At 67.4% G+C, this 25,618-nt stretch carries 24 protein-coding genes and 1 pseudogene; 13 read left to right on the top strand and 12 right to left on the bottom strand.

All coding sequences use genetic code 11. The annotated features are described in order from the left end of the window. Positions 1-67 precede the first annotated feature (67 nt). Positions 68-769: a response regulator gene (locus ACYDAT_RS02565; protein ID WP_461438278.1), complete on the top strand. Its 702-nt coding sequence runs from the start codon at positions 68-70 to the stop codon at positions 767-769. A 1-nt stretch (position 770) separates the two neighbouring features. Beyond that, the gene (locus ACYDAT_RS02560) at positions 771-2,096 is read left to right on the top strand and encodes a sensor histidine kinase (protein ID WP_461438277.1); all 1,326 of its coding nucleotides are present in this window, start codon (positions 771-773) and stop codon (positions 2,094-2,096) included. Positions 2,097-2,290: 194 nt separating this feature from the next. Here the strand turns inward: ACYDAT_RS02560 and rpoH are convergent, their stop codons facing one another. The 6 genes from rpoH to ACYDAT_RS02530 all read right to left on the bottom strand — a co-directional run bounded on the left by rpoH (position 2,291) and on the right by ACYDAT_RS02530 (position 8,306). Beyond that, positions 2,291-3,151, bottom strand: a complete 861-nt coding sequence (rpoH, locus tag ACYDAT_RS02555) for an RNA polymerase sigma factor RpoH (protein ID WP_461438276.1) — start codon at positions 3,149-3,151, stop codon at positions 2,291-2,293. Between the two features lie 184 nt (positions 3,152-3,335). Further along, on the bottom strand, positions 3,336-4,040 hold the full coding sequence (gene ung / locus ACYDAT_RS02550; RefSeq protein ID WP_461438306.1) for a uracil-DNA glycosylase: 705 nt from the start codon (positions 4,038-4,040) through the stop codon (positions 3,336-3,338). Beyond that, positions 4,037-4,879 carry a response regulator gene (locus ACYDAT_RS02545; protein ID WP_461438275.1) on the bottom strand — a complete coding sequence of 281 codons (843 nt, stop codon included), beginning with the start codon at positions 4,877-4,879 and terminating at the stop codon, positions 4,037-4,039. The genes ung and ACYDAT_RS02545 overlap by 4 nt, the downstream gene beginning before the upstream one ends. Positions 4,880-4,890: 11 nt before the next feature. Next, positions 4,891-5,847, bottom strand: coding sequence for a cell division protein FtsX (locus ACYDAT_RS02540; RefSeq protein WP_461438274.1), 957 nt, complete (start codon positions 5,845-5,847; stop codon positions 4,891-4,893). Continuing rightward, complete coding sequence (locus tag ACYDAT_RS02535) at positions 5,844-6,557, bottom strand: cell division ATP-binding protein FtsE (RefSeq protein WP_461438273.1); 714 nt, start codon at positions 6,555-6,557, stop codon at positions 5,844-5,846. Before ACYDAT_RS02535 ends, ACYDAT_RS02540 begins: the two co-directional genes overlap by 4 nt. Positions 6,558-6,620: 63 nt before the next feature. After that, a complete protein-coding gene (locus ACYDAT_RS02530) occupies positions 6,621-8,306 on the bottom strand; it encodes a DEAD/DEAH box helicase (RefSeq protein ID WP_461448388.1) in 1,686 nt (561 codons plus the stop codon). 297 nt (positions 8,307-8,603) lie between these two features. Here ACYDAT_RS02530 and trxA point away from each other — a divergent pair, with 297 nt between their 5' ends. Both trxA and rho read left to right on the top strand, forming a co-directional pair. Continuing rightward, the gene (trxA, locus tag ACYDAT_RS02525) at positions 8,604-8,930 is read left to right on the top strand and encodes a thioredoxin (protein ID WP_461438271.1); all 327 of its coding nucleotides are present in this window, start codon (positions 8,604-8,606) and stop codon (positions 8,928-8,930) included. A 176-nt stretch (positions 8,931-9,106) separates the two neighbouring features. After that, the gene (rho, locus tag ACYDAT_RS02520; RefSeq protein ID WP_461438270.1) at positions 9,107-10,666 is read left to right on the top strand and encodes a transcription termination factor Rho; all 1,560 of its coding nucleotides are present in this window, start codon (positions 9,107-9,109) and stop codon (positions 10,664-10,666) included. A gap of 9 nt (positions 10,667-10,675) precedes the next feature. Here rho and ACYDAT_RS02515 read toward each other — a convergent pair whose 3' ends face one another. The 3 genes from ACYDAT_RS02515 to ACYDAT_RS02505 all read right to left on the bottom strand — a co-directional run bounded on the left by ACYDAT_RS02515 (position 10,676) and on the right by ACYDAT_RS02505 (position 14,247). Further along, positions 10,676-10,993 (bottom strand): hypothetical protein, encoded by a 318-nt coding sequence (locus tag ACYDAT_RS02515; RefSeq protein WP_461448387.1) that lies wholly within the window; start codon positions 10,991-10,993, stop codon positions 10,676-10,678. 55 nt (positions 10,994-11,048) lie between these two features. Beyond that, positions 11,049-11,384, bottom strand: coding sequence for a hypothetical protein (locus tag ACYDAT_RS02510; RefSeq protein ID WP_461448386.1), 336 nt, complete (start codon positions 11,382-11,384; stop codon positions 11,049-11,051). A gap of 175 nt (positions 11,385-11,559) precedes the next feature. Further along, on the bottom strand, positions 11,560-14,247 hold the full coding sequence (locus tag ACYDAT_RS02505) for an AAA family ATPase (protein ID WP_461448410.1): 2,688 nt from the start codon (positions 14,245-14,247) through the stop codon (positions 11,560-11,562). 137 nt (positions 14,248-14,384) lie between these two features. On the opposite strand from ACYDAT_RS02505, the gene ACYDAT_RS02500 reads away from it, so the two are divergent. After that, on the top strand, positions 14,385-15,905 hold the full coding sequence (locus ACYDAT_RS02500) for an amino acid permease (protein WP_461448385.1): 1,521 nt from the start codon (positions 14,385-14,387) through the stop codon (positions 15,903-15,905). Positions 15,906-16,044: 139 nt separating this feature from the next. On the opposite strand, the gene ACYDAT_RS02495 is transcribed toward ACYDAT_RS02500, so the two are convergent. Further along, positions 16,045-17,130: a GGDEF domain-containing protein gene (locus tag ACYDAT_RS02495; protein WP_461448384.1), complete on the bottom strand. Its 1,086-nt coding sequence runs from the start codon at positions 17,128-17,130 to the stop codon at positions 16,045-16,047. Positions 17,131-17,453: 323 nt separating this feature from the next. On the opposite strand from ACYDAT_RS02495, the pseudogene ACYDAT_RS02490 reads away from it, so the two are divergent. The 8 genes and pseudogenes from ACYDAT_RS02490 to ACYDAT_RS02455 form a co-directional block, all read left to right on the top strand. Then, positions 17,454-17,708, top strand: a pseudogene (locus ACYDAT_RS02490) (M61 family metallopeptidase); the annotation flags it as partial. Positions 17,709-17,797: 89 nt separating this feature from the next. Further along, on the top strand, positions 17,798-17,995 hold the full coding sequence (locus ACYDAT_RS02485; protein ID WP_461448383.1) for a M61 family metallopeptidase: 198 nt from the start codon (positions 17,798-17,800) through the stop codon (positions 17,993-17,995). 25 nt (positions 17,996-18,020) lie between these two features. Next, positions 18,021-18,515, top strand: a complete 495-nt coding sequence (locus ACYDAT_RS02480) for a hypothetical protein (protein WP_461448382.1) — start codon at positions 18,021-18,023, stop codon at positions 18,513-18,515. Positions 18,516-18,741: 226 nt separating this feature from the next. Next, on the top strand, positions 18,742-19,095 hold the full coding sequence (locus ACYDAT_RS02475) for an EamA family transporter (RefSeq protein WP_461438262.1): 354 nt from the start codon (positions 18,742-18,744) through the stop codon (positions 19,093-19,095). Beyond that, positions 19,092-19,490, top strand: a complete 399-nt coding sequence (locus ACYDAT_RS02470; protein ID WP_461448381.1) for an EamA family transporter — start codon at positions 19,092-19,094, stop codon at positions 19,488-19,490. Before ACYDAT_RS02475 ends, ACYDAT_RS02470 begins: the two co-directional genes overlap by 4 nt. Positions 19,491-20,030: 540 nt before the next feature. Continuing rightward, entirely contained in the window at positions 20,031-20,903 is an 873-nt protein-coding gene (locus ACYDAT_RS02465; RefSeq protein ID WP_461438260.1) for an alpha/beta hydrolase, read from the top strand. 182 nt (positions 20,904-21,085) lie between these two features. Further along, positions 21,086-21,358: an acyl carrier protein gene (locus ACYDAT_RS02460; protein WP_461438259.1), complete on the top strand. Its 273-nt coding sequence runs from the start codon at positions 21,086-21,088 to the stop codon at positions 21,356-21,358. A gap of 5 nt (positions 21,359-21,363) precedes the next feature. Continuing rightward, on the top strand, positions 21,364-22,590 hold the full coding sequence (locus ACYDAT_RS02455) for a beta-ketoacyl-[acyl-carrier-protein] synthase family protein (RefSeq protein ID WP_461438258.1): 1,227 nt from the start codon (positions 21,364-21,366) through the stop codon (positions 22,588-22,590). 277 nt (positions 22,591-22,867) lie between these two features. Here ACYDAT_RS02455 and ACYDAT_RS02450 read toward each other — a convergent pair whose 3' ends face one another. Together ACYDAT_RS02450 and ACYDAT_RS02445 are read right to left on the bottom strand one after the other, a co-directional pair. After that, positions 22,868-24,235 carry a glutamate--cysteine ligase gene (locus ACYDAT_RS02450; protein ID WP_461438257.1) on the bottom strand — a complete coding sequence of 456 codons (1,368 nt, stop codon included), beginning with the start codon at positions 24,233-24,235 and terminating at the stop codon, positions 22,868-22,870. Between the two features lie 322 nt (positions 24,236-24,557). Next, positions 24,558-25,235, bottom strand: coding sequence for an LOG family protein (locus ACYDAT_RS02445; protein WP_461438256.1), 678 nt, complete (start codon positions 25,233-25,235; stop codon positions 24,558-24,560). Positions 25,236-25,618: the final 383 nt, after the last annotated feature.

The following is a 25,618-nucleotide window of genomic DNA, read 5'->3' as shown; positions in this document are numbered from 1 at the left end:
CACGCAGGCTGGCGCAGCCACGTGTCGCGCGGCACCATCCGTGACTCCAACTGCTTGAGCCCCCGCCATGGCCGCCGCCCGCATCCTGCTCGCCGACGACGACCGCGAACTCAGCGAGCTGCTGACGCGCTTTCTGGTGCGCGAGGGTTTCAGCGTCGAGCCAGTGTTCGACGGCGAGGCGGTGCTCAGGCGCGCGCTCAGCGAGCCTTACGACGCGCTGGTGCTGGACATCATGATGCCGGTGCGCTCCGGGCTGGATGTACTGCGCGACCTGCGTGCCGCGACCACCTTGCCGGTGCTGATGCTGACCGCGCTGGGCGACGACGTCGATCGCATCCTCGGCCTGGAAATCGGCGCCGACGACTACCTGACCAAACCCTGCAACCCGCACGAGCTGGCGGCGCGCATTCGCGCGGTGCTGCGCCGCGCGCGCCGCGACGAGGGCGACAGTCCGCGCTTCGCCGACATGCGTATCGGCGCGGTCGAACTGCGCGTCGGCCCGCGCCTGGCGCTGCTGCATGGCCAGACGCTGGCGCTGACCACCTCCGAGTTCAACATCCTGGCGGTGCTGATGCGCGAGGCCGGGCGCGGCATCAGCAAGGAAATGCTGGCCGAGGCCGCGCTCGGGCGCGCGCTGTCGCCGTTCGATCGCAGCATCGACGTGCACATCTCGCGCCTGCGCCGCAAGCTGGGCAACGCGCCGGATGGGCAATCGCGCATCGCCACATTGCACGGTTCCGGCTACATGTTCCGGCGCGTGGGCGAGTGACATGGGCGGACTGTACTGGCGCGTGTTCGGATTGTTCTGGCTGGCCATGGTCACGGTGATGGTGGCCAGCGTGTGGATCACCTCGCGCGTGGTCGAGCGCGATCACGAGATGCTGCCCAGCGCGCACCAGCGCGCGTTGGCCGAGGATATCGCCGCGGCCACCGCGCGCATGGTCGGCAGCCACGCCATGCCCGAGGTGCGGCGCTGGCTGCAAACCCAAAGTGGCGGTCCGATCCACGTCCGCATTCGCCCGCTTGATGGCGCCACCACGCCGCGCGTGCTGGCGCCGCCGCCCATGCCAGGTTATGCCGCGCAACGCGAGGCCACCGCCAGTGACGGCCGGCGCTTTCTGGTGGATGTGCGCTGGGTGCGCCCGCCGCATCCGCCCAGACCGCCGTTCCGCGCCTTCTGGCTCAGCTTCGTGCTGTTGGGTCTGCTGGTGAGTACCGCGGTGGCGTTGCTGCTGGCGCGCTACGTGGCGCTGCCGCTCAAGCAGATCCGCGCCAGCGCGCGCCAGTTCGCCGATGGTGATCTGGGCGCGCGCGTCGGCACGCTGCGCATGGGCCGCAGTCAGGAGATGGTGGCGCTGGGGCGCGAGTTCGATCTGATGGCGGCGCGCATCGAGCGCCTGATCCAGGACCACCGTCGCCTGATCGGCGACGTGGCGCACGAGCTGCGCTCGCCGCTGGCGCGCATGGGCGTGGCGCTTGAACTCAGCCGCGGCGAGACCGAAACCGATGAGCGCGAGGCCAGCGCGGCGCGCATCGCGCGCGAGTTGGGTCGCATGGACCGGCTGATCGGCCAGGCGCTGGATCTGTCGCGCCTGGAAAGCGGCGCGCATGGCGCCGCCGAAACCGGCGACCTCGGCGTGATCGTCGCGGCACGCGTCAGCGATGCACGCTTCGAGGCCAGCCAGCGCGCGCTCGAGATCACCATGGACACGCCGCCGCCGCTGCCCATCCACGGCGAGCTGGACCTGATCGCCAGCGCGGTGGAAAACGTGCTGCGCAATGCGCTGCGCTTCGCGCCCGAGGGCAGCACGGTCGAGGTGCAATTGACGCGCAGCGATCGCGCGTCCGACCCGGCGCGGGCGCTGCTGGCCATGCGTGATCGCGGCCCGGGCGTGCCCGAGTCGGACCTGACGCACATCTTCGAGCCGTTTTACCGCAGCGCCGATACGCGCCAGCAGACCGGCTCCGGCAGCGGGTTGGGCCTGGCGATCGCACGCAGCAGCATCCTGCGCGCCGGCGGCAGCATCAGCGCTCGCAATCGTGCGGGCGGCGGCCTGGAGGTATTGATCGAGCTGCCGCTGGCGCCGCGCGGCTGAGCCAGCTGCGGCGCCGCGCTTGGTGGCGACAGCGCCCCGCAGATTGAGGTGAATCCCAGCGCGCGCTGCGCGTCGTTCGGGATGACGAGTTCAAAATAGAACTTCGATCGGACTGACGCTGCAAAAAATCGCAACCTGCTCGTCCCGAGTCCCGAGTCCCGAGTCCCGAGTCCCGAGTCCCGAGTCCCGAGTCCTCAGGCAGCGAAGCTGGCGCGCATCTTCTTCAGCGCGCTGGCCTCGATCTGGCGGATGCGCTCGGCGGACACGCCATATTCGTCGGCCAGTTCCTGCAGCGTCACCTTGCTGGCATCGTCCAGCCAGCGGCGGCGGATGATGTCCTGCGCGCGCGCGTCCAGGCGGGTCATGGCTAGCCTCAGGTTGCCCAGATCGCGACCTTCCTGATCGGCCTCGGCCACCACGCGATAAGGATCGGCGGAGTGGTCTTCCAGATAAGCGGCGGGGGCCGGCGGGGCATCGTCATCAGCATCGCCGGGGGCATCGAAGGCAACGTCGTAATTGCTCAGCCGCGCTTCCATCTCCAGCACAGTGGCTTCGGGCACGCCCAAATCCCTGGCCACGGTGCGTACTTCCTCGGCGTTCAACCAGCCCAGGCGCTTCTTGCTCTTGCGCAGATTGAAGAACAGCTTGCGCTGTGCCTTGGTGGTGGCCACCTTGACGATGCGCCAGTTGCGCAGGATGTACTCGTGCATCTCGGCGCGTATCCAGTGCACGGCAAAACTGACTAGGCGCACGCCCATGTCCGGATCGAAGCGCTTGACCGCCTTCATCAGGCCGATGTTGCCTTCCTGCACCAGATCGCCCAGCGGCAGGCCGTAACCGGAATAGCCGCGCGCCACGTGCACCACGAAGCGCAGGTGCGCCATGACCAGTGCCTTGGCGGCGTCGAGATTGCCCTGATCGCGGAATTCGCGCGCCAGTTCCTGCTCATCCTCGACGCTGAGCATGGGAATACGGTGCACCGTGCCGATATATGCATCAAGACTGCCCACCGGACTGGGCAGGGTCCAGGAACGCGTTGCCAGAGCTCGACTCATGCGCTGATCCTCCAATTGCCGACAAGTTTAGCACTCAATGGTTGAGAGTGCTAAGTAAGGATTGGACCGCCGCCCGTACGCCGGGTTCCTCGCCAATCCAAATATGAACTGAACAGTACAGCTAATCCGGTTAATGTGATGTGACCGCACCAGCGGCAAGCAGTCGCAACCGCGTCGACCCGGCTCAGTTGGCCAAGGCTGCGCGCATGGGCAAGGTCCAATCCAGCGGCGCATCGCCGCGGCTGCGCAGATAGGCATGGCACTGCGAGAAATGCGCACAGCCGAAAAACCCGCGGTGCGCCGACAGCGGCGAGGGGTGCGGCGCCTTGAGCACGCGGTGCCGCTGCGTATCCAGCAGCGCACCCTTGGCCTGCGCGTAGCTGCCCCAGAGCATGAACACGAGACCCTCGCGGCGCTCGTTCAACAGCGCCACGATGCGGTCGGTGAAACCCTCCCAGCCTTTGCCCTGATGCGACCCGGCGCGTCCGGCCTCGACCGTCAGCACCGAGTTGAGCAGCAGCACACCGCGCTCGGCCCAGGGCAACAAATAGCCGTGGTCCGGCGGCACGAAGCCGATGTCGTGCTCGAGTTCGGCGTAAATGTTGACCAGCGACGGTGGCACCGGCACGCCGGGCCGCACCGAGAAGCACAGCCCATGCGCCTGGCCGGGGCCGTGGTAAGGGTCCTGGCCAAGGATCACCACGCGCACGCGCTCGAAGGGCGTGTGATCAAGCGCGCTGAAGATCTCCGCGCCGGGCGGATAAATCACTTTGCCGGCAGCCTTTTCGGCACGTAGAAAGGCCGCCAGCGCCAGCATGTCCGGGCGCTGGAAATAATCTCCGAGCTGCGCCTTCCAGCTCGCTTCGAGCCGTGGCTCGGCCACGCTCAGACCACCCCGTCGCGCTGGCGCAAGTGCTGTGACACACGCAACTGAAACAGCAGCTTGGTGATCAGCAGGCGCTCCTCGATGGGCTTTTGCACCAGATCGTTGGCGCCGCTTTTGAGCAGCGCGGCCTGATTGCGCGGGTTGTCGTCACCGGTCATCACCAGGATCGGCAGGCGTCCCCTGCCATAGCCGAACTCGCCGCGCACGCGCGCGATCAGGTCGGCGCCGGACAGCGCACCCTTGAGGTTGACATCGGTGAGCACGACGTCGGCGCCGACGCGCCCCTGCGCGCGCGCGCTTTCCAGCAGCGCCAATGCGTCCTCGGCGCTGATCGAGTGCAGCACGGTGAGGCCGCACTTTTCCATCATGCGCCGCGTCGCCAGCGCCACTACGCGGCTGTCCTCGACATACAGCACTGCGCCGCTGGCCTGCTGCTCGGGGCGCACGTAACCGCGAATGAAAGCCGCCAAAGCCGGAAAGCCAAGTGCTTTGTCGAAATAATCCGTGACGTCCTCGCCCAGCGCGCGCGCTTCCAAACGCTCGGTGACGTCGCCGGAAACCACCACGATCGGCATGTAAGCCTGCTGCATCTGCTGGCGCAGCGTGCGCGCCAGCTCCATGCCGTCCATGTCCGGCAGGCGCAAGCCCGTGGTCACGAAATCCACCGGCGCGGTCAACAACGCTTGCAGCGCTTCGCTGCCGCTGCCGCAGGACACCACGCTGACGCCGGGCAGTTCCTTGAGCAGCAACTGTTCGATCATGCGCCGCACCACGCGCGAGCCGTCGACGATCATTACGCGCGGGGTGTCGCTCGGCAGGTGGCGGGCAATGCCGGTGTGCATGCGGTTCTCGATCAGTTGGGCTCGCCGGCAGCGAGATGACGCGCACTGGCGATGCGTGCGCCGAGCCAGCCCAGCATAGCCGCGCAGGCCAGCAGTACAAGCAGCGGGGTCACGCTCAACGCGGCGAAGCCCAGCCGCCCACCCCAGGATGCATCGAGCTGCGCCGCCGGTGCCGCCAGCGCCACTTCCAGCATCAGCACCAGGATCACCGCCGCGACGCCGCTGAGCAGCCCCAGCCCCAGTCCCGCATACAGATAAGGCCGGCGCACGAACGCCGCGCTGGCGCCGACCAGTTGCAGCACGTGAATTTCATCGGCGCGGCTCTGGATGTCGCTGCGCACGCTGGCGCCGACCACCAGCACCGCGGCCAGCGCCAGCAGCGCGCCCAGCACCTGCATCACGCGTCGGCCGAAATCGGTCAGCGCATCCAGGCGTGCGCGGAACGGACCCTGATCCTGCACCAGCGCCACCGCGCTGTTGCCGCGCAGTTGTGTTGCCAGCGCGCTCACCGCAGCGGGCGCGGCCGTGGCGCGCGGACGCAGCACCAGCACCCACGGCAAGGGATTGTCCGACAGCGCCGCCAGCGCCGGACCGAAGCCCTGCAGCGCAGCCAGCTCGGACAAGCCCGCGGCCGGAGACTTCAGCGTGACCGTGGCCACGGCGGGATCGGCGCGCAGCGTGCGCGCCATGGCCGTCGCCTGTGCCTGGGTTTGATCCTGCTTGAGGAACACGTTGAGCGCCTGCTGCGCGCCGAGTGCCTGACCAAAGCGATCGAGATTGACCTGTACCAGATAAAAGCTCAGCGGCAGGGCCAGCGCCAGCCCCATCACCGCCACCGTCAGCGCGGTGCCCAACGGACGCTCACGCAGGCGCAGCAGGCTTTGCCCCAGCGCCCAGCGGTGCGCGCGCCACCAGCGGCGGCGTGCTGGCGCACCACGACGCGACGCCGCCTGCTCGCGCGAGTTCATGCGGCCACCTCGGTGGCGGACACGTCATCGACCAGACGGCCGTGATCGAGCACCAGCACGCGCTTGCGGATGCGCTTGATCAGGAATAAATCGTGCGTGGCCACCAGCACCGTGGTGCCGATCGCCTGAAACTCGGCGAACAGGCCCATGATCTCCACCGCCAGTTGCGGATCGAGATTGCCAGTGGGCTCATCCGCCAGCAATACCGCGGGGCGGGCGACAATGGCGCGTGCGATACCCACGCGCTGCTGCTCGCCGGTCGACAAACGCACCGGCAGGCGCTGCTCCATGCCACCCAGACCCACCTTCTCCAGCGCCGCGCGGGCGCGCTTGGCGCGCTCCTCGGCAGGCACGCCAGCCACGACCAGCGGCAACTCGACATTGGCTTGCACACTGCGATCCAGCAGCAGATGGTGATCCTGAAACACCATGCCGACCATGCGCCGGTGCTGGGCAATGCCGCGGCGGCGCACCTGCGCCAGATTGCGCCCGGCCACGGTGACCGCGCCCTGGCTGGGGCGTTCCAGCAGACCGATCAGCTTGAGCAGCGTGCTTTTGCCCGCGCCCGAATGGCCCGTGACGAAGGCCATCTCGGCCGGCGCCAACGCAAAGCTCAGCGTTTCGAGCGCATTGGCATTGCCCGGGTAGCGCTTGCTGACCTGTTCGAATCGGATCACGGGTTCATCGTCTCGCGCGAGGCCACGAAGCATACGGCATCGCGCGGCGGCCCTGAGCTGGCGGCGAGGAAATCCCGAGGGGGCTTCGAGGCGCGCTCAGCGCTTGCGAAACAGCCGTGCGATGCGGCGCAGGAATCCCGGTTTGGGCACATGCGCATGCGCCGCGCCAGGCTCACCGGAATGTGCGGCGGCGCGCGGCTCGTGGCGGCGCATCGCGGGCACATGCGTGCTGGCGGCAGTGGGCGCCGCTGCGGCAACGGCGGCCTTGCTGGCCTCGACCTCATGACGGCGACCGCGACCACCACGGCGACGGCGCTTGCGCACCACGGCATCGCCGGTGGCCGGCGCCAACGCAGTAGCGACTGTGCTGGCCGTGGCTGCAACAGCGGGCACGACGACTGCGGCGGCATCCGCCTTGGCGACGCGCGGGACATCACCATGCCCAACGCGGCGCTCGGCGTGACGCGGCGCGCTGCTGCGCGGCCCGCGTTGGCGCGTGCGTGATGCACTGCTCCTGGTTACGGCGCCGACCTCGGCTGCGTCATCCTCGGCATCAGCATCGACGCCGGCGTGCGCGGCCATCTGCGCGGCGCTGCGGCGCGGCTTGGGTGCGATCAACAGCTCCGGCGACACCGTGGCGACGGGAATCTTCTGGCCGATATAGGTTTCGATATCAGGCAGCGACACCGCGTACAAATCACAGGCGAAGCTGACCGCATCGCCCTCGGCGCCGAGGCGCGCGGTGCGACCGATGCGGTGCACGTAATCCTCGGCGTCCTGCGGTAGGTCGTAGTTGAAAACGTGGCTGACGCCCTCGATATGCAGGCCGCGCGCGGCCACATCGGTCGCCACCAGCGCCTCCAACTGCCCCTGCTGGAAGCGCGCCAGGAGTTTTTCGCGCTTCTTTTGCGGCACATCGCCGGACAGCGCGCCAGCGAGGATGCCCTGGCGCTGCAGGCGCTCGGTCACGCGCTCGGCGGCGATCTTGGTGTTGACGAACACGATGCTGCGCGATGTATCAGTCTGCTGCAGCAAATTCAGCAGCAGCGGCATCTTTTCTTCCTTGGCCGGGAAGTACACGCACTGACGCACGCGGTCGGCGGTGATGTGGTCGCTTTCCACGGCCAGTTTCTCGGGCTCGTTCATGTGCTCGTAGGCCAACTCCAGCACGCGATGACTGAGCGTGGCCGAGAACAGCATGCTCTGGCGTTGCTCGCGCGGTGGCAGGCGGCGAAACAGGAAATAAATGTCCTTGATGAAGCCCAGATCGAACATGCGATCGGCTTCATCGACCACCATCGCATCGACGGCGCGCAAGGTGAACACCTGCTGCTTGTAGTAGTCGATGAGGCGGCCCGGCGTGGCGATGATCACGTCGCAACCGGATTTCAGCAGCTCGCGCTGACGGTCGTAATCGGTGCCGCCGTAGATCAGCGCCAGACGCAGGCCGGTGTGGCGGCCAATGGCGCGGGCATCTTTCTCGATCTGGATCGCCAGTTCGCGCGTGGGCGCCAGGATCAGTGCGCGCGGGTCTTCGGGGTGGCGCTCGGCCAGCGCCGGGCGCGTCAGCAGGCGGTTGAACACCGTCACCAGAAACGCCGCGGTCTTGCCGGTACCGGTTTGCGCCTGACCGGCGACATCATGTCCGGCCAATGCCACGGGCAGGCTCAGTGCCTGGATCGGCGTGCAGCGGGTGAAGCCGCAATCAGCGAGACCCCGCGCTAGCGTGGGATGCAGATCGAACTGCTCGAAAAACGTATCAGTGAGGACTTGATCGGCCATGATCTGAACAATGAATGCGCGCGGGGAGCGCCTTGAATCGCGCTCGGGATTGCGCTGGAATGGCGGCCGTCAGCCGCCTGCTGCTGGCCGCACAGGACGCGCGGCGCGGCGCAGTGTAGCCCAACGGCGGGTGGAAAGCCGCTCGGACAAGGCAACAGCGGCAGCAATGCCATCCGTTGTGATGCACGCGGGTTGAATTCCGCGTCGACAACGCCATAGCGGTTGCAGCATCCCGACACGCAACATCCACCGCGCCCGCGCGCGTCCTCTAGTTCATCACCCCTCCGGAGATTCCAGGTGAGCGACAACATCACCCACGTGACCGATAGCGATTTCGACGCCCAGGTTTTGCACGCCGCCACGCCCGTGCTGGTCGACTTCTGGGCGACCTGGTGCGGCCCCTGCCGCGCGATTGCCCCGACGCTCGAAGACATCGCCGCCGAGTATCAGGGCCGCATCAAGGTGGCCAAGGTCGACGTGGACAGCAACCAGAAAACCGCCATCGCCTACAACATTCGCAGCATTCCGACGCTGATGTTGTTCAAGGACGGCAAGGTGGCCGGCACGCAAATGGGCGCCGTGCCCAAGGCGGCCATCGCCAGGTTTGTCGAGCAGGCGCTATAACGCGCCTTGGCTGCAATGCGCGCCGCGGCGGTCTGTGCGACATTGCCGATGCTTGGATAGACGCCGCGCGGCGCGGGTGCTAGATTGCCCTTGCCTTGCGCGGCGAACCGCTGCGCCCTGCGCCGCTTGCGCGCACATCTCCTTTTCTCTTTCTCTCCGGCCCGCGAGGCCCGTTCGTGTCCGATACTGACGCCAAGACCCCCGACGAGGCCACACGCCCGTCCGCGACCCCGGTCGCAGCAAATCCTTCCTTGCCCGGCCCTGAAACCAGCGCGCCCGACAATGCATCCGGCGCGTCCGGCGCGCCGCCACGCGAGGGACGCGACAACAATCGTGATCGCCGCCATCGCCGCAACCGCAACGATCGCGAGCGCGGCCGCAACATCGGCGGCCGCGCACCCGGCCCTGGCCTGCCGCGCGATGATTTCGACGAGGATGCCGGCAACGACGTTCCGCGCGATCCATCGCGACTGATCAACCTCACCGAGCTGAAGCGCAAACCCGCCGCCGCGCTGCTGGACTTCGCCGAAACCCTCGGCGTCCATGAGGGCGTGGCGCGCGCGCGCAAGCAGGATGTGATCTTCAACATCCTCAAGGCGCATGCGCGCAGCGGTGGTGGCATCTGGAGCGAGGGCGTGCTGGAGATCATGCAGGACGGCTACGGCTTCCTGCGCTCGGCCGATGAGTCGTACCTGGCCGGCCCCGACGATGTGTATGTGAGCCCCAGCCAGATCCGCCGCTACAACCTGCGCACCGGTGACTACATCACCGGACTGGTGCGCCACCCGCACGAGGGCGAGCGCTACTTCGCGCTGTCCAAGGTGGACGACATCAACGGCGAGCCGACCGAGGCGTCGAAGAACAAGTTCCTGTTCGAGAACCTCACCCCGCTGTTCCCGCGCAAGGCGTTCAAGCTCGAGCGCGGCAACGGCTCCAGCGAGGACATCACCGGCCGCATCCTTGACCTGATCGCACCGGTCGGCAAGGGCCAGCGCGGCCTGATCGTCTCGCCGCCCAAGGCCGGCAAGACCATGATGCTGCAGAACGTGGCGCAGGCGATCGTGCACAACCACCCCGAGGCGCACCTGATCATCCTGCTCATCGACGAGCGCCCCGAGGAAGTCACCGAAATGCAGCGCAGCGTGCGCGCCGAAGTGATCAGTTCCACCTTCGACGAACCCGCCGTGCGCCACGTGCAGGTCGCCGAGATGGTGATCGAGCGCGCCAAGCGTCTGGTCGAGCACAAGCGCGACGTGATCATCCTGCTCGATTCCATCACCCGCCTGGCGCGCGCCTACAACACCGTGGTGCCCAGCTCCGGCAAGGTGCTCACCGGCGGCGTCGATGCCAACGCGCTGCAGCGCCCCAAGCGCTTCTTCGGCGCCGCGCGCAATGTCGAGGAAGGCGGTTCGCTGACCATCCTCGCCACCGCGCTGATCGACACCGGCAGCAAGATGGACGAGGTGATCTACGAGGAGTTCAAGGGCACCGGCAACATGGAGGTGCATCTCGATCGCCGCATCGGCGAGAAGCGCGTGTACCCGGCGATCAACATCAACCGCTCGGGCACGCGCCGCGAGGAATTGCTGATCGACTCCGACCTGCTGCAGAAGGTGTGGATCCTGCGCAAACTGCTGCATCCGATGGATGAACTCACGGCGATGGAGTTCATGCTCGAGAAGATGAAGAACACCAAGACCAACGACGAGTTCTTCGGCGCCATGAAGCGCGGCTGAGGCCGCGCCTCATGGCACAATCTCAGGGCGCCCGCGCGCCGGCTTCGGCCAGACGCTCCTGATTGCGGGTCCGTTCCTGCGCCATGCGCGCGGCGCGGCGGCACTTGGCAGATAACGGTGCACCACGCCGCGCCACTGACAGGCCTGCCCGGCATTGGCGATGCCGAAATGGTCGCGAATCTCAGCCACGCTGGGCGCGCCCCCGCGCTCGCAGAACCAGCGGAATCCCTCGCTCGGCGCAGCAGGCGATGCCTGCGCTTGAAGCGCGGCCAATGCCAAGCCGGCCACGACTGCCAGCCGCGTGATTGGTTTTGTGGACGCGTTCATGCGGCAATCCTCCGTGCGTTTATGCGTGCAGATGTGGACGCGACCGGCCCGCTGTTCATTGCCCGGCTTTGGCGACCGCGACCAAGGTCGTGGCTGACGCGCGCGCCGGCACGCCCAGGCGCGCGGCCTGCTCCGCACTCACCCACTCGGGCAGTTGCAATTGCACGCGACCTTCCTGCACGGCGCGGCGCAGCTTGCGCTCGGCCTGCTCGTAGCTGTGGCTGGATATCTGTCCGGAGGCATAGCCCAGCAGCATCTGCACCTGCCGCACATGCAGGCCGCTGGCCTTGGCGATGGCGTGTAGATCGTCCTGCCCGCCGCCTTGCGCAAATGCGCCACTGCCGAGCAACAGCGCAGCGGCACCTGCCAACAACTTCACTTGTAGGTTCATGATGTGCTCTCCCGTCATAGGCGCCTGCGGGGCACCGGCCGCGGAACCCTGCGATTCCGTGCGCCGATGCGGTCATGCCCGGATGGCATGGCCTGGAACGGCGCAGGCACCACCTTAGGCACGTCGGGCCTGGCGCTCTTGGGGATGCGCGCCCATTTTTGGCGCGCGCGACCACCTATTTTTCAGGCGGCGCTGCGGTCGCGGCGGTCGCTGCCAATACCCACGGCTCACTCTGCAATCGCAACAACAACTCGATGCGACCGTTGACGCCGAGCTTGGCGTAAACGCTGGCGATGTGGTGCTCGATGGTGCGCGGCGAGCGCGACAGGCGCAGCGCGATGTCGCGGTTGCCGTGACCATCGGCCAGCAGCCTCAGCACCTGCAGCTCGCGCCGGGTCAGACCGAGCGGATGCGCGCGCGCGGCGCGATAGGGACCGTATCGGCGCCGTGGCAGCGCAGCCTGCACGCCCAATTCGCGCGCCAAACCACGCAGCCGCGTGATCAGCGCCTGCGCGTCGATCGGCTCCAGCAGACGCAACGCCTGGGCCAACGCGGCGCCCGCGCCCGCGCCGCGCACCTGCAGCAGTGCCAGCGCGGCTTCGCACGGCATTCCAAGTTGCATCCAGGCCGTGGCGGCGGCAGCGGGATCGCCGCGCAGCTCGGCCGCCCAGGGTTCCGGTATTTGCTGCGCAGATCGTGCCCGCGCCACGCGGCGGCGCATCTGTAGTCGCTGGCACCAGACCGCCAGCTCCCCACATTCCCAGGGATCGAGACAGGCATCCGTCATCGCTGCCAATGCCGAAAGCTGCGCGACGCATGCGACGGTGTCCTGCACCAGCCACGCGGCCTCGACCAGCGCCAGGCGCGGCGGCACCGTGCGCTGCGGTTCGGCAGTCGTCAACGCCAGTTGCAGAGCTTCCTGCAGCACGTCCGTACCGCTACCAATGCCGAGCCTTGCCTGCGCCTTTCCCAGCCCGCACATGGCTGGCAGGCGCTCGACCGCGCTCAGCGTCGTCATCGCGACGATGCGTTGCGCCATGGTCTCGGCTTCATGCAGCCGTCCCTGCTCCAGGCGCAGTTGCGCCTGGCAGCCCACCAGATAGTGGATCCAGACTTCCAGATCATGGCGGCGATCAAACGCGATGCCCTCCTCGAGCACGCGCTCGGCCAGCGCGAAGTCCTTGAACGCGACGGCATGCTCGCCGAGGTTTGTATACGCACGCGCGGCGTGCTCGTGATAGCCGTGCGCCAGGGCCAACCGCAGACTTTGCTCGAGCTTGGCCTGTCCACTCGGATCGCTGTCGGTAGCGGACAATTGCGCGGTGCCGATGTTGTTGAGCGCGTGCACGCGCGTTTCGAGGTCACCCACCTGCTCGGCCAACGCTAGCGCGCGCTCGCCCCATTCGATCGCCAACTCGAAACGATCGTGCAACATGTGCAATTGCGAACGCACGCTGTAGGCCATGGCCAGCTCGGCGCTGGCGGGCAGCGCCTCCAGCTCGCGCACCGCCGCGTCGGCGTAATCCTCGGCCTGCCGCCCGTCGCCGCGATACCAGTGCAGGCGCGACAGCCAGCGCAGATTGTGCCCCACCTTGTCGCCGCAGTTCAGGCCGCGCCACAACGCGATGGACTGGTGCCGCGCCGCGATCACGGCATCGTCGATGCGCACGGACAGTCCGGCTTCATAGGCCCAATCCTGATAGAGCTGGGCGGCCAAAGCCGCAGGTGCCTGCGTCACGAAGCGCAACGCCGTTTCCAGTTGCTGCGCCGCCTGTCGATGCGCGCCCAGTGCCGCCGCCTCGGCGGCGGCGCGCGGCGCCAGCGTCAGTACACGTTGGGCATCCGCGGCCGCGGCGGCGTGATGTGCCAACTGCGCCAGGGACGCATGGACCATCGGCGCGTGCCGCTCGAGCAGGGCCAGCACATGCGCATGCAGGTGGCGCTGCTCCTCGGGCGCCAGTTGCGCCAGCACCGCCTGACGTGCCAGCTCGTGCCGAAACGCCAGCGCGCCCGCAGCGTCGCGCACCAGGATGCCGCGCGCGATGCAGCGCTCGGCCGCGGCCACGTCCTCGGCGCGCAGCGCGGTCCACAGCGCACGCTCCACGGCGCCGGGAATCACGCTGATCAGATCGAGCATCCAGCGCTCCTGCGCATCCAATCGCGCCAGCCGCGCCCACACCGCATCGCGCACGGTGACCGGCAGCTCCGCGCCCGCAACGCCTGACTCCGCCAGCACCTCGGTCACGAAAAATGGATTGCCGGCGGTGACGCGATACAACGCGTCGCCATCGCGACCAACCCGCTGCGCCAACATGACGACCGCGGCGGCGGACAGCGGCGCCAGCTTGATGTGCGACAGCGCGGCAGCAGGCAGATCACCGGGCAGACGCGCCAAGGGGTGATCGGGCGCCACTTCGTCGCTGCGCAGACTCAGAATCAGCAGCGTCGACAGCGCCGGCAGACGCCGCCCCAGGTAGCGGATCAGATCGAGCGTGGCCGCGTCGGCCCAGTGCACATCCTCGAAGATCAGCACGCTCGGCGTCGACGCATGCTGCAGACTGTCCAGCACCATGGCGAAGATGCGTGGCGGCGGCGCGCCCGCATTGAGCAGTGCCGCCAGTTCATCATCCAGCAGCGCCGCTATGTCCTGCAGCGGCCCCAGCGGCCGCGCCGTGGACAAAGGCTCGCAGGCGCCCCACAACACACGGCACGCTGCACCCTGCTGCGCGGCAAAAGCCCGCAGCAGCGTGGTTTTGCCGATGCCCGCCTCCCCGGCCAGCAGCACCGTGCCGCCATTGCCGCGCGCGGCGCGCGCGGCCTGCTCAGCCAGCGCACGCAATGAGTCATCGCGTTCCAGCAGCATCACGGCGGGCTCTGTACATGCGTGTCCACCCTGGACAAGCAAGAGCTGGCGAGCTTAGCGCCACCCCGGCGCGGTGACGCCTGCTAGCATCGCCGCCTTGCGCGTGTATCAGGCACGCAACAGCATCAGGAGTCGCCATGCGCTGGAGCCAAGCCCTCACCCGCCACAAGAGCATCGCGCAATTGCAGCAGGAGGCCGGGGCGCGGCGCGATCTGCGCCGCGTGCTGGGCATCTGGCAGCTCACCGCCATCGGCATCGGCGGCATCATCGGCGTCGGCATCTTCGTGCTCGCCGGGCAGCAGGCCGCGGTCAACGCCGGGCCGGCGGTATTCATCTCGTTTCTGATCGCCGGCGTCGCCAGCGCGGCGGCGGCGCTGTGCTACGCCGAGTTCGCCGGGCTGATCCCGGTCACCGGCAGCGCCTACACCTATGGCTACGCGGTGCTGGGCGAGTTCGCCGCGTGGGTCATCGGCTGGGATCTGCTGCTGGAGTACGCGCTGATCGTGGCCGTGGTGGCGATCGGCTGGTCCGGCTACATGCAGGCGCTGTTGTCTGCGGCCAGCCTGCATCTGCCGCGGTGGGCGCAGGGCAATCTGAGTTCGGACACGCTGGCTTATTACTGGGATCGCGCGGCGATGTGGGTGGGCTTCACTCTCGACCATCCGGCGCCGCGGCCGACCGGCGGACACGTGTTCAATGTCATCGCCGCGGCCGTGTCTCTGGGCATCGCTGGTCTGCTGACCATCGGCACCGAATGGGGCGCGCGCTTCAACACCACGGTGGTGGTGATCAAGGTGATCGGCGTGGCGCTGGTGATCGTCGCCGGCGTGTACTACGTGAACCCGGCCAACTGGCATCCGTTCGTGCCGCCGCGCGTGGTGATCGATGGCGTCGGACATTTCGGCTGGCAGGGCGTGCTGGCCGCGGCCAGCGTGGTGTTTTTCGCGGTGTTCGGCTACGACACGCTGACCACCGCCGCGGAGGAATCGCGCGATCCGCAGCGCGATCTGCCGCGCGCGGTACTGCTGTCGCTGGGCATCTCGATGGCGCTGTACCTGGCGATCTCGCTGGTGCTGACCGGCATGGTGCCGTACCCGGAACTCAACAGTAATGCGCCGGTGGCCAGCGCCTTCGCGGCGGTGGGCGCGCACTGGGTGATGGTGGCGATTTCGGTGGCGGCGGTGGCCGGCATCACCAGCGTGTTGTTCGCCTTCATGCTGGCGGCGGCGCGCATCTGGTTCGCGCTGGCGCGCGACGGGCTGCTGCCGGGCTGGTTCGCGCGCCCGCATCCGCGTTGGCGCACGCCCTACCGACCGACGCTGATCCTGGGCGTGGCCACGGCGCTGCTGGCCGGGCTGCTGCCGATCGGCGAGCTGGCCGAAATGGTCAACATCGGCACGCTCAGTGCCTTCATCGTGATCTGCGCCTCGATCATCGTGCTGCGCGTGCGCCAACCCGATCTGCCGCGCCGCTTCCGCACGCCGTGGGTGCCATGGGTGCCGCTGATCGGCATTCTCTTCTCGATCGCGCTGATCTGGGGCTTGCATGCGGTGACTTACTGGCGCTTCATCATCTGGATGGCGCTGGGGCTGTGGATCTACTTCGGCTACGGCATCAGGCGCAGCGTGCTGGCGCGCGGCACGGCGGACGAACCATAACCTTTCTTGTCCGCCAAAGACGCGAAGATCGCGAAGGAAATCCGCAACGGAGCAGACGTTCGGCGCACGCGGAAGCCTGCGCGAATATCCCATCAATCCTTCGCGTTCTTGGCGTCCTTCGCGGACCGGGCCGTTGTGCTCAGCCGGCCACCTCGACGCGATTGCGCCCGCCGCGCTTCGCCGCGGCAAGGGCTTGATCAGCACGCGCCAGCAGCGGCTCCAGCACGGTTTCCTCGCCACGCACGGCGACGCCGATGCTGATGCTCAGCGCCTGACCGGCACTGCGCTGCAGCGTGACCGCGCGGCGCAGGCGCTCGGCCGTGGCGCGCGCGGCTTCGGCATCGAGCCCGGGCAGCAGCACCGCGAATTCCTCGCCTCCGATGCGCCCGATCAGATCATGACCGCGCAGGTGCTCGCGCAGGATGCGACCCATGCCGGCCAACGCCGTGTCACCGGCGGCGTGGCCGTGATTGTCGTTGAGCTGCTTGAAGTGATCGGCGTCCAGGTACAGCACCGACAGCGACGTGCCGCTGTCGATGGCCTTGACCAGCAGGCTGCGCGCCTGCTCCAGAAAACGCGCGCGCGTGGCCACACCGGTCAGTTCGTCGACATCAGCGCGCAGACGCAAGCGTTCCTCCAATTCCAGGTGCTGGCGAATCAGACGCACCTGATAACCATTGAGCACCGCGGCCACGACGACGGCGATCACAATGTAATCGGCATACTGGAACATCTGCCACGGCCCGGGCGGCTCCAGCCACAACAGCGGCAGCGGCCCGAGCAGGGTGCAGATCACCGCGGCGGCGACAAAATGGCGGCGTTTGAGCCAGATCGGACTGGCCGCGATCGGCAGCAGCGTGTATGCCGGCAGAATCCAGCTCAATCCTTCGGGCCGCGCATAGCCGTTGAGGAAGATCCCCAGTTCCAGCCACGCCAACGCGGCCAGACCCAGCGCGCCGTAATATCGCGGCGCCCGATGCAGCAAACCGAGCAGCGCCAGCAGGGTCAATGGAACGACAGGCGCCAGGCGCAGCCAGAACGGCACCGCCGAGGTTCCGGTCATCTGTCCACCCAGCACGAAGCTGAGGTAGCCGCCGACTGCGGTCCACAGCAGCGCGCGCACCACCGGACCAAGGCGGCGTTCGAGCGCTTGATCCAAGGCGTTCGCATCGAAAGCCTTCCAGGAAGGTTGGCGCGGCGGCGAGGACAGAGGACGGGTTTTCACGACGGGGGACACGCCCGGCAATCAGCAATGAGGCCATTGCAGCAAGTTGCGGGCCGCGACCTGCTCGCGTTGCAATCGTTGACGCCAGCTTGCGCCCGAACGTGATCCACGTCACGCAACATGAGCATGGGTCTTGGCCGCGGGAGTCTTGTCCATGAATCGTTTGTCCTTGCAAAAGATCCTTGTCGCCGCGCTGCTGGGCGCCAGCCTGCCGCTGGCGGTCCACGCGCGAACGCAATCCTGGCCAACGTGGGCGCCGAGTACGCCGGCCCGGTGCAGAGCCTTATCCCGGACTCGCGCAGTCGCCCGCCCCCGGCACACTGATGCTGCATGTCGACCTGACCGACGCGTCGCGCAAGATTTTTCGCGTGCGCGCAACCATTCCGGTGCGGCCCGGCGCGCTGACGCTGTACTACCCGAAGTGGATTCCCGGCGAGCATTCGCCCTCCGGCCCGCTGGCCAACGTGGTCGGCGTGGAAATCTCCGGCAACGGCCAGCGCATCGCCTGGCGCCGCGATCTGATCGATATGTACGCGCTGCATTTGGATGTGCCGCAGGGCGTCAGCTGGATCGAATTGAAGTTCCAGTTTCCTCACCCAGCAGCGGCGATGAATTCTGGCAAAGCGTTTCGGCCACGTCCGGGTTGGTCGATCTGGAATGGAGCCAGGTGGTGTTTTATCCGGCCGGGCATTACTCGCGCGCAATCAGTCTGCGACCCCGCGTCAAGCTGCCGCCCGGCTGGCAATTTGGCAGCGCACTGCAGGCCACCGCCACGCAGGGCGGCACGGTGCAGTTCGCGCCGGTGGGCCTGAACACGCTGGTCGATTCGACCGCTGATCGCCAGCGAGTACTTCGAGAGCTTTGATCTGGACCCCGGCGCCAGGGTGCCGGTGCATCTCGACGTCACGGCCGACAGAAACAAGTATCTGCAATCATCCGGCCCGCAGCTGGGCAAATTCCACAATCTGGTGCGGCAGGCCTACAGGCTCTTCGGTGCGCACCACTCTGCGCATTACACCAACGCCTGCCTCAAGGCAGTGGAGGCGCGGCGCAAGTTCGCCAGCTACGCCGCATCGATCGGCTTCATGGTGGACAAGGACGGCCGTCTGACGGACGTGCAGTGGAATGGCCCGACGTTTCAGGCGGGACTGGCACCGGGCATGAAGCTGATCGCGGTCGGCGATCAGGTTTACAGCCGGAGCGCGTTGGACGATGCCATCACCGCGGCCAAGGGCGGCACCGCGCCAATCACGCTCACGGTGCAGAACCAGGGCCATGTGTATCCACTGCAGGTGCGCAACCACGACGGCTTGCGCTACCCGCACCTCGAGCGCATGAAAGGCACGCCGGACACCCTCGATCAGATCCTCAGTCCGCTGCGTTGAGATAATGGATTTTTGCAAAACTTGGCACCCCGCCGCGGTTTGCGAGCAACCGGTCGCGGCTGAGCCGCGCCACCTTTGTCGCGACGAGCGCTTGCGCGCTCGTCGCGGCGGCGCATCCATGTGCCGGGCTTTTTGAAGTCGCGCGGCGCCCGGCAGCGCCACGCAGCCTCGACCCGCCACGGTGCGCGCGCCATACTCGCGCGCCCCGTTGCATCGGCTGCGCCGCATGACGCTCGTCTCCTTCATCGCCTGGCTGACCGTGATGGTGTTCGACACTGGCGGCCAGCTCACCTTCAAGGCTGCCGCCAATCACGGTGGTGGCGAGGGCATGGCGCACTGGCGCGCGATGGCACGCAAGCCGTGGCTGTGGCTGGGGCTGCTGTCGTTCGTCGTCGAGTTCGTGGCGTGGCTGGCGTTTCTGTCGCTGGTGCCGTTGGCCGAGGGCGTGCTGCTGGCCACGCTCAACATGGTCACCATCATGCTTGGCGGGCGTTTCCTGTTCGGAGAAAAACTGACCCCTCGGCGCCTGCTGGGCGTGGGGCTGATCGCCGCCGGCGTGATCCTGGTAGGTGTCGGATGAAACCGCGCTGGCGCTTTTACGTGGTCGGTTTCCTGGTGCTGATGGGCTTCGACACGCTTTCGCAACTGTGTTTCAAGCTGGCCGCGATGCACGCCGAACCTTTCGCCACGGATCTCGCCTGGCTGCTGCGCGTGGCGCATTCGCCGTGGGTGTACGGCGCCATCGCCGGCTATCTGGGCGCGTTCGTCACCTACATGAGCCTGCTCAAGCACGCGCCGGTGGGACCGGCGTTCGCCGCCTCGCACTTGAACGTGGTCAGCGTGCTGATCCTCTCGGCTTGGCTGCTGCGCGAGCACCTGAGCCTGCCGCAACTGGGCGGCGCCGTGTTGATCGTGCTGGGCATTCTGGTGCTGGCTGGCGCCGAGCAGGACGATGGTCACCACATCGCGCACTAAACCTGCGCGCGGCGAGCTGCCGCCCACGGCATGGTTGCCGGCTTCCTGTCGCCGTGGCGCGCTGATTGCACCGCGCGTGCCGCCTGACTGGGCACCGCCTGGGCGCCTGCTGACCTGTTCGGGCATGACCGCGCAGTGTGGATCGCGCTGAAGGCATTGACGACGCTGGCGCCCGAGCGCCGGCATGGACCCCGCCTGTGCGCCTGGCCTGCTGGCGGCTGCAGCGGTGCCGCGCACCGCGCGCGCCGCGCTGGAGGCAGCAGACTGTACGCGCTTTCGCCGCGCGCACCCTTCCTGGGCAACTGCGCGTGACTGAAATGCGGCACGATTCGAGATCGCGCTCACGGCGCTGCACGGCGCGCCGGCGCACCATGCGCGGGTAACGGAACCCCTGCAATCGGCCAGGCAGGCGCCGAGTCAGGCGGCGACAGATAGACTAGACATATTGAATCTTGCGGTTTCGTAAGATTGCGTCCCCGGCTCCAGTCAGGGTCGCAGTGGCACAGTAGCCGCAAGGTCACCCCAAAACTTTCCCTCCCGATGCCCAAACAAGTCGACTATTTGCTGCCCGGCGGACGCCACGGCGTTCTGCTCATCCACGGCCTCACCGGCACCCCGGCGGAGATGCGTTTCGTGGCCAAGGGCCTCAACCGCCGCGGCTACACGGTGTACGCGATGCAACTGGCCGGACACTGCGGCAGCGTCGAGGATCTGCTCGCCACCGGCTGGCGCGACTGGGCCGCCAGCGTGCGCGAGGCTGCCGCCAAGCTGGGCACGCAAGTGGACAAGCTGTTCGTCGGCGGGCTCTCGATGGGTGCGCTGCTGGCGCTGAACTACGCGCTGGAACAACCCGAAACGGTGCACGGCATGGCGCTGTACGGCACCACGTTCCGCTACGACGGCTGGGCGGTGCCGACCATCGCCAAGTTCTCCTTCCTGCTGCCGTGGGTGGTGCCGCTGGGTATCGGCCGCAAGCGCAGCTTCACTGAGGTTTTTCCTTATGGCCTGCGCGATGAGCGCATGCGCAATCGCATCGTCGGCGCCATGTTTGGCGACGATTCCAGCGCCGCCGGCCTGCCCGGCAATCCGTGGCCCTCGCTGGCCGAGCTGTATCGCCTGGCGCGGCATGTGCGCGCGCGTCTGCCGCAGATCCACACCCCCGCGCTGGTGGTGCATGCCACCGAGGACGACGTGGCCAGCCTGCGCAACGCGCGCCTGGTGATGGACGAACTCGCCGGACCCAGCGAATTGCTGGAGCTGCCCGAGAGCTACCACATGGTCACCCTGGACGGTGAGCGCGAGCGTGTCATCGAGGGCTCGGCGCATTTCTTCCAGCGCCTGCTGCGCAACGAGCACGCCCAGCCCGACACGTCTTCGGTGCTGCGGCACTTGCGCGCCATCGGTGCCGATTAGCAGCGTTGTGCAAAGCGGCGTTGTACTAAAATCGCGCACCTTGCCACGGTTTGCATGCTGCTTGTGGCGGTCCTGTCCGGCGCCCGGCGCAGCCTCTCGAATCGCTCGCAAGCCATGCGCTCCGGTATGCTTTAGGGTAATCCCGGCAACCCGCCGGGCACCCGGTCAGGAGTATTCGTCTCATGAGCGACAACGTCGCCGACACCATCTTCGACATCATCGCCAAGGAAGCGAACATCGACCGCGGCAAGATCACGCTCGAATCGACGCTCAAGGATCTCGAAATCCAGTCGCTGGACGCGGTGCAGATCCTGTTCGAGATCGAGGACCACTTCAAGGTCACCATGCCTGATCGCGATCCCAATTTCGACACCGAGTCGGTCAAGGGTCTGGTCGACACCGTGCGGAAACTGCTCGCCGCGCAGGCAGCCACGCCGCTACCCGGCAACGGTTGAGACACGTGCTGAGACACGTACGCAGGGTCGCCATCACCGGCCAGGGCGCGGTCACACCGCTCGGATTGAATGCAGCAGACACGTGGGATGCGCTCGCGGCTGGGCGCTGTGCGATCGCGCCACTGCAGTCGGGGCCACGCGAAAGCCTGCGCGCCGGCAACGCCGCCGAGGTGCGCGATTTCGACCCACTGCAGCACTTCGACGAGAAGCGCCTGATCCTGCTCGATCGCGTCAGCCAGTTCGCGCTGGTGGCCGCGCGCGAGGCCGTTGCCCAGGCCGGCCTGGAATTCCGCGCCAGTGGTTTGGGCGCGCGCGCGGGCTGCATCATCGGCACCGGCGCCGGCGGCGAACTGACCCATGACGCAGCCTCGCGGCGCCTGTATGCCGAGGGCAATCCGCGCCTGCATCCGCTGACCATCGTGCGTGCGATGTACAACGCACCAGCCAGCCAGATCAGCATGGAATTCGGACTCACCGGCCCGGCGTTCGCGGTATCCAGCGCCTGCGCCTCCAGCAATCATGCGCTGGCGCAGGCGCTGGGCGCGATCCGCGCTGGCCAAGCCGATATCATGCTCGCTGGCGGCACCGAGGCGAGCCTGTCGCTGAGCTCGCTGCGCGCCTGGGAAGCCATGCGCGTGCTCTCCGACGACACCTGCCGGCCATTCTGCAAACAGCGCCGCGGTCTGGTGCTCGGCGAAGGCGCGGCGGTATTCGTGCTGGAGGAATACGAGCACGCGCGCGCGCGCGGCGCCAGCATCCTCGCCGAGTTCGCCGGTGCCGGCATGAGCGCGGATGCCGGCGACATCGTGTTCCCCAAGGTCGAAGGCGCGGCCAGTGCCATGCGCAATGCGCTGGTCGATGCCGGCCTCGCGCCGCAGGACATCGGCTACATCAACGCCCATGGCACCGGTACGCCGGCCAACGACCCCACCGAGACACAGGCCATCCACGCCGTGTTCGCTGATCACGCGCACCGCCTGGCGATCAGCTCGACCAAGTCCATGCACGGCCACGCGCTGGGCGCCGCCGGCGCGCTGGAGCTGGTGGCCGTGATCGGCGCGCTGCGCGCGGGCGTGATCCCGCCCACGATCAATTTCATCGATCCCGATCCCGCCTGCGACCTCGATTACGTGCCCAATCACGCGCGCGCGCAACGCATCGATGCCGCGCTCAGCAACTCCTTCGCCTTCGGCGGACTCAACGCGGTGCTGGCGCTGAAACGCGCGGATTGATCGGCGCCGCGCGCGCTTGCGCGATGCTCAGCCGAGCGATTTACAAAACCACTCGGCACCAGGGCGCGGGGGGGCCCCCCCCCCCCCGCCGCGCGCCGGAACCATGGATGGTGCAGGCTGGGCTTGGGCAGTGAAGCAGGATGCGCAGATGCCAAAGTGCCGTCGCGATGAGCGCGCCAGCGCTTGTCGCGACAAACGTGGCGCGGTTCCGCCGCGACCGTTTGCATGCACGCAATCGTTCGGAATCAGGCGGCAGGATGCCCGGTTTTGCAAACGATCAGTACGCGAACTCGCGGAACGCCGGGTCGACACTGCCGTTCCATGCGCCGTGGAACAGCTCCAGCTTGCGTTCGGCCGGGGTCTGGTTGGCCAGCGCGAATTCGATCAGCGGTTCGACGAAGTGCGCCTCGTCGGCGCCATTGCTGTTGAGCCGCGCGCGCCGCTGCAGTCCCGCCTGCGCGATCTGCAACGCCTGCAGCGCCAACTCGCGCACCGTGGCCTGGCGAAATGGCAGCTTCAGCGCGTGCCGTGGCACGCCGTCGCGCAGTGCATGGCGCTCGGCCATGCTGAAGTCCTTGACCAGATCCCAGGCGGCATCCAGCGCGGCAGCGTCGTACAACAGGCCCACCCAGAACGCCGGCAGCGCGCACAGGCGATTCCAAGGGCCACCATCGGCGCCGCGCATCTCCAGATATTTCTTCAGCCGCACCTCGGGGAAGGCCGTGGTCAAGTGATCGGCGAAATCGCGCAGCGTGGGCAGCGCGCCGGGCAACCCGGGCAGCTTGCCGGCGAGAAAATCGCGGAAACTTTGCCCGGCCAAATCCACGTAGCGGCCATCGCGGTAGCTGAAGTACATCGGCACATCGAGCAGGTAGTCGACGTAACGCTCGTAGCCGAAGCCGTCCGCGAACACGAAATCGAGCATGCCGGTGCGATCTGGATCGGTGTCGGTCCACACCTGCGAGCGGAACGACTGGAAGCCGTTGGGCTTGCCCTCGGTGAACGGCGAGTCGGCGAACAGCGCGGTGGCGATGGGCTGCAGCGCCAGCGCGACGCGGAATTTCTTCACCATGTCCGCTTCGGAGGCGAAATCCAGATTCACCTGCACGGTGCAGGTGCGCGTCATCATGTCCAAGCCGAGCTGGCCCTTGAGCGGCATGTAGCGGCGCATGATCGCGTAGCGGCCCTTGGGCATCCATGGCATCTCGTCGCGGCGCCATTTGGGCTGGAAGCCCATGCCGAGAAAACCCATGCCCATGGGTTCGGCGATGCCGCGCACTTCCTCCAGATGCTCGTTGACCTCGCAGCAGGTTTCGTGGATATCCGCAAGCGGCGCTCCGGAAAGCTCCAATTGTCCGGCCGGCTCCAGCGTGATCGAGGCGGCTTCGCGCAGCAGCGCCACCGGCAGTTCACCCTCACGGATGATGTCCCAGCCGTGGCGCGCGGCGATGCCTTCGAGCAGCGCGCGGATGCCACGCTCGCCCGCATACGGCGGCGGTCTCAGATCATCGAGATAAAACCCGAACTTCTCGTGCTCGGTGCCGATGCGCCAATCGCTGTCGGGCTTCTCGCCCGCGGCGATGTAGTCCACGAGCATGCGCCGGTCGGTGATGGGTGTGTCGGGCGCGACGCTGGGGATGGACATGGTGCGGCCTCGAACGGTCGGGCATGGAAAACGGATCAATGTCGCAATTCTTGTGGTCTTCCCTTCTCTCACCGGGAGAAGAGACAGCTTTGAACTTGTCAAAGCGTGGCGCGCTGCGCCGGAGGTACTGACTTCCCTTTTCCCCCCGGGAGAAGGTGGCGCGTAGCGCCGGACAAGGGTTCGGGACGGAGCATGGCGCTGCCGAATTCATGGTGACGATTGCTCTGCGCCGAACCCCTTTCCCGGCGGGAGAGGGGCTAACGGCCGAACTTCAGCGCGAATCCGGTGGCGATATGGGGCGCGGGTGCCGCTTTGCAAGCGTTCAGCGCGGCACGGCACGGGCGCGCGCGTCGCTGCGCCAGTCGGGCGTGGCGCGGATCGCCGGCAGCACCTCCTCGGGCGTGGTCACGCGCTGCCACATCGCCGCGTGTTCGGGGTTCATGAAGCGCGCATCGATGAGCCGATCGAGATACGCCGTCAGCGGCGCGAACAGGCCATCGGTGTCGAGCAGCACGATGGGTTTGAAGTACAGGCCGAGGCGCTTGAGCGTGATCGCCTCGAACAGTTCCTCCAGCGTGCCGCAGCCGCCGGGCAGCGCGACCACGGCATCGGAATCGGCCAGCAGGCGATGCTTGCGCTCGCGCATGTCCTCGACGTATTGCATGTTGAAGGTGCCATTGCCGCCGGCCACCGTGCCCGGACCGGCGCGCCAGCCTGCGCTGCCTTGGTCCATGCGCAAACCTTGCGCATCCAGCGGCGCGGCGTGCGCCTTGCCCGGCCAGCCCCACTCCAGATCGGCCATGAAGCGCGGCAACACGCCGATGACTTCGCCACCGCGCGCCAGCGCACCGGCCGCCAGCGCGCCCATCGAGCCGGACGAACCGCCGCCATACACCACCGTGCAGCCGCCCTCGGCCAGCAGCTCGCCCAGGCGCCGCGCGGCGACGCGAAACCCGGCCGGCGCCGCGTCGCTGGAGGCGCAATACACACACACCCGCATGGTTTACTCCCTCGCGTGGACGATCCTTGAGCTTGGCGCGCGCTGCGCAGGCGTGCAACCAGATCGGCGGGCAAGCCCACGCGCTGCGCAATCTGATCGAGCGTGCTGATCGAGCGTGCCGCGTGGTGCAAGCATCGCTCCGCGCCACCTTCCCTTGGGGACTTCCCTTTTTCCCGTCTCCCAGCGGGAGAAGGGAAAACCAGATGAACTTCAGCGCGAATCAGGAGCCGTCATCCCGGCGAAGGCCGGAATGACGAAGGAGGATGGCGTCATCACCGCGCAGCTTGTTCCTTTCGTCATCCCCGCGCAGGCGGGAGGCGCTTTATAACCGCGCAGCGGGTCATCCAGGGCTTTTGCCAGGCCCCCTGGATTCCGGGCTCCGC

It is taken from the genome of Metallibacterium sp. (assembly GCF_054637675.1).
This window is presented reverse-complemented; position numbering and strand designations above follow the sequence as displayed.

Bases quoted from the DNA above. Each gene is read 5' to 3' on its own strand.
- ACYDAT_RS02565 (WP_461438278.1), top strand. From the start codon at position 68: ATGGCCGCCGCCCGCATCCTGCTCGCCGACGACGACCGCGAACTCAGC.
- ACYDAT_RS02560 (WP_461438277.1), top strand. From the start codon at position 771: ATGGGCGGACTGTACTGGCGCGTGTTCGGATTGTTCTGGCTGGCCATG.
- rpoH (WP_461438276.1), bottom strand. From the start codon at position 3,151: ATGAGTCGAGCTCTGGCAACGCGTTCCTGGACCCTGCCCAGTCCGGTG.
- ACYDAT_RS02545 (WP_461438275.1), bottom strand. From the start codon at position 4,879: ATGCACACCGGCATTGCCCGCCACCTGCCGAGCGACACCCCGCGCGTA.
- ACYDAT_RS02540 (WP_461438274.1), bottom strand. From the start codon at position 5,847: ATGAACTCGCGCGAGCAGGCGGCGTCGCGTCGTGGTGCGCCAGCACGC.
- ACYDAT_RS02535 (WP_461438273.1), bottom strand. From the start codon at position 6,557: ATGCTTCGTGGCCTCGCGCGAGACGATGAACCCGTGATCCGATTCGAA.
- ACYDAT_RS02530 (WP_461448388.1), bottom strand. From the start codon at position 8,306: ATGGCCGATCAAGTCCTCACTGATACGTTTTTCGAGCAGTTCGATCTG.
- ACYDAT_RS02515 (WP_461448387.1), bottom strand. From the start codon at position 10,993: ATGAACGCGTCCACAAAACCAATCACGCGGCTGGCAGTCGTGGCCGGC.
- ACYDAT_RS02510 (WP_461448386.1), bottom strand. From the start codon at position 11,384: ATGAACCTACAAGTGAAGTTGTTGGCAGGTGCCGCTGCGCTGTTGCTC.
- ACYDAT_RS02505 (WP_461448410.1), bottom strand. From the start codon at position 14,247: ATGCTGCTGGAACGCGATGACTCATTGCGTGCGCTGGCTGAGCAGGCC.
- ACYDAT_RS02500 (WP_461448385.1), top strand. From the start codon at position 14,385: ATGCGCTGGAGCCAAGCCCTCACCCGCCACAAGAGCATCGCGCAATTG.
- ACYDAT_RS02475 (WP_461438262.1), top strand. From the start codon at position 18,742: ATGACGCTCGTCTCCTTCATCGCCTGGCTGACCGTGATGGTGTTCGAC.
- ACYDAT_RS02470 (WP_461448381.1), top strand. From the start codon at position 19,092: ATGAAACCGCGCTGGCGCTTTTACGTGGTCGGTTTCCTGGTGCTGATG.
- ACYDAT_RS02465 (WP_461438260.1), top strand. From the start codon at position 20,031: ATGCCCAAACAAGTCGACTATTTGCTGCCCGGCGGACGCCACGGCGTT.
- ACYDAT_RS02460 (WP_461438259.1), top strand. From the start codon at position 21,086: ATGAGCGACAACGTCGCCGACACCATCTTCGACATCATCGCCAAGGAA.
- ACYDAT_RS02450 (WP_461438257.1), bottom strand. From the start codon at position 24,235: ATGTCCATCCCCAGCGTCGCGCCCGACACACCCATCACCGACCGGCGC.
- ACYDAT_RS02445 (WP_461438256.1), bottom strand. From the start codon at position 25,235: ATGCGGGTGTGTGTGTATTGCGCCTCCAGCGACGCGGCGCCGGCCGGG.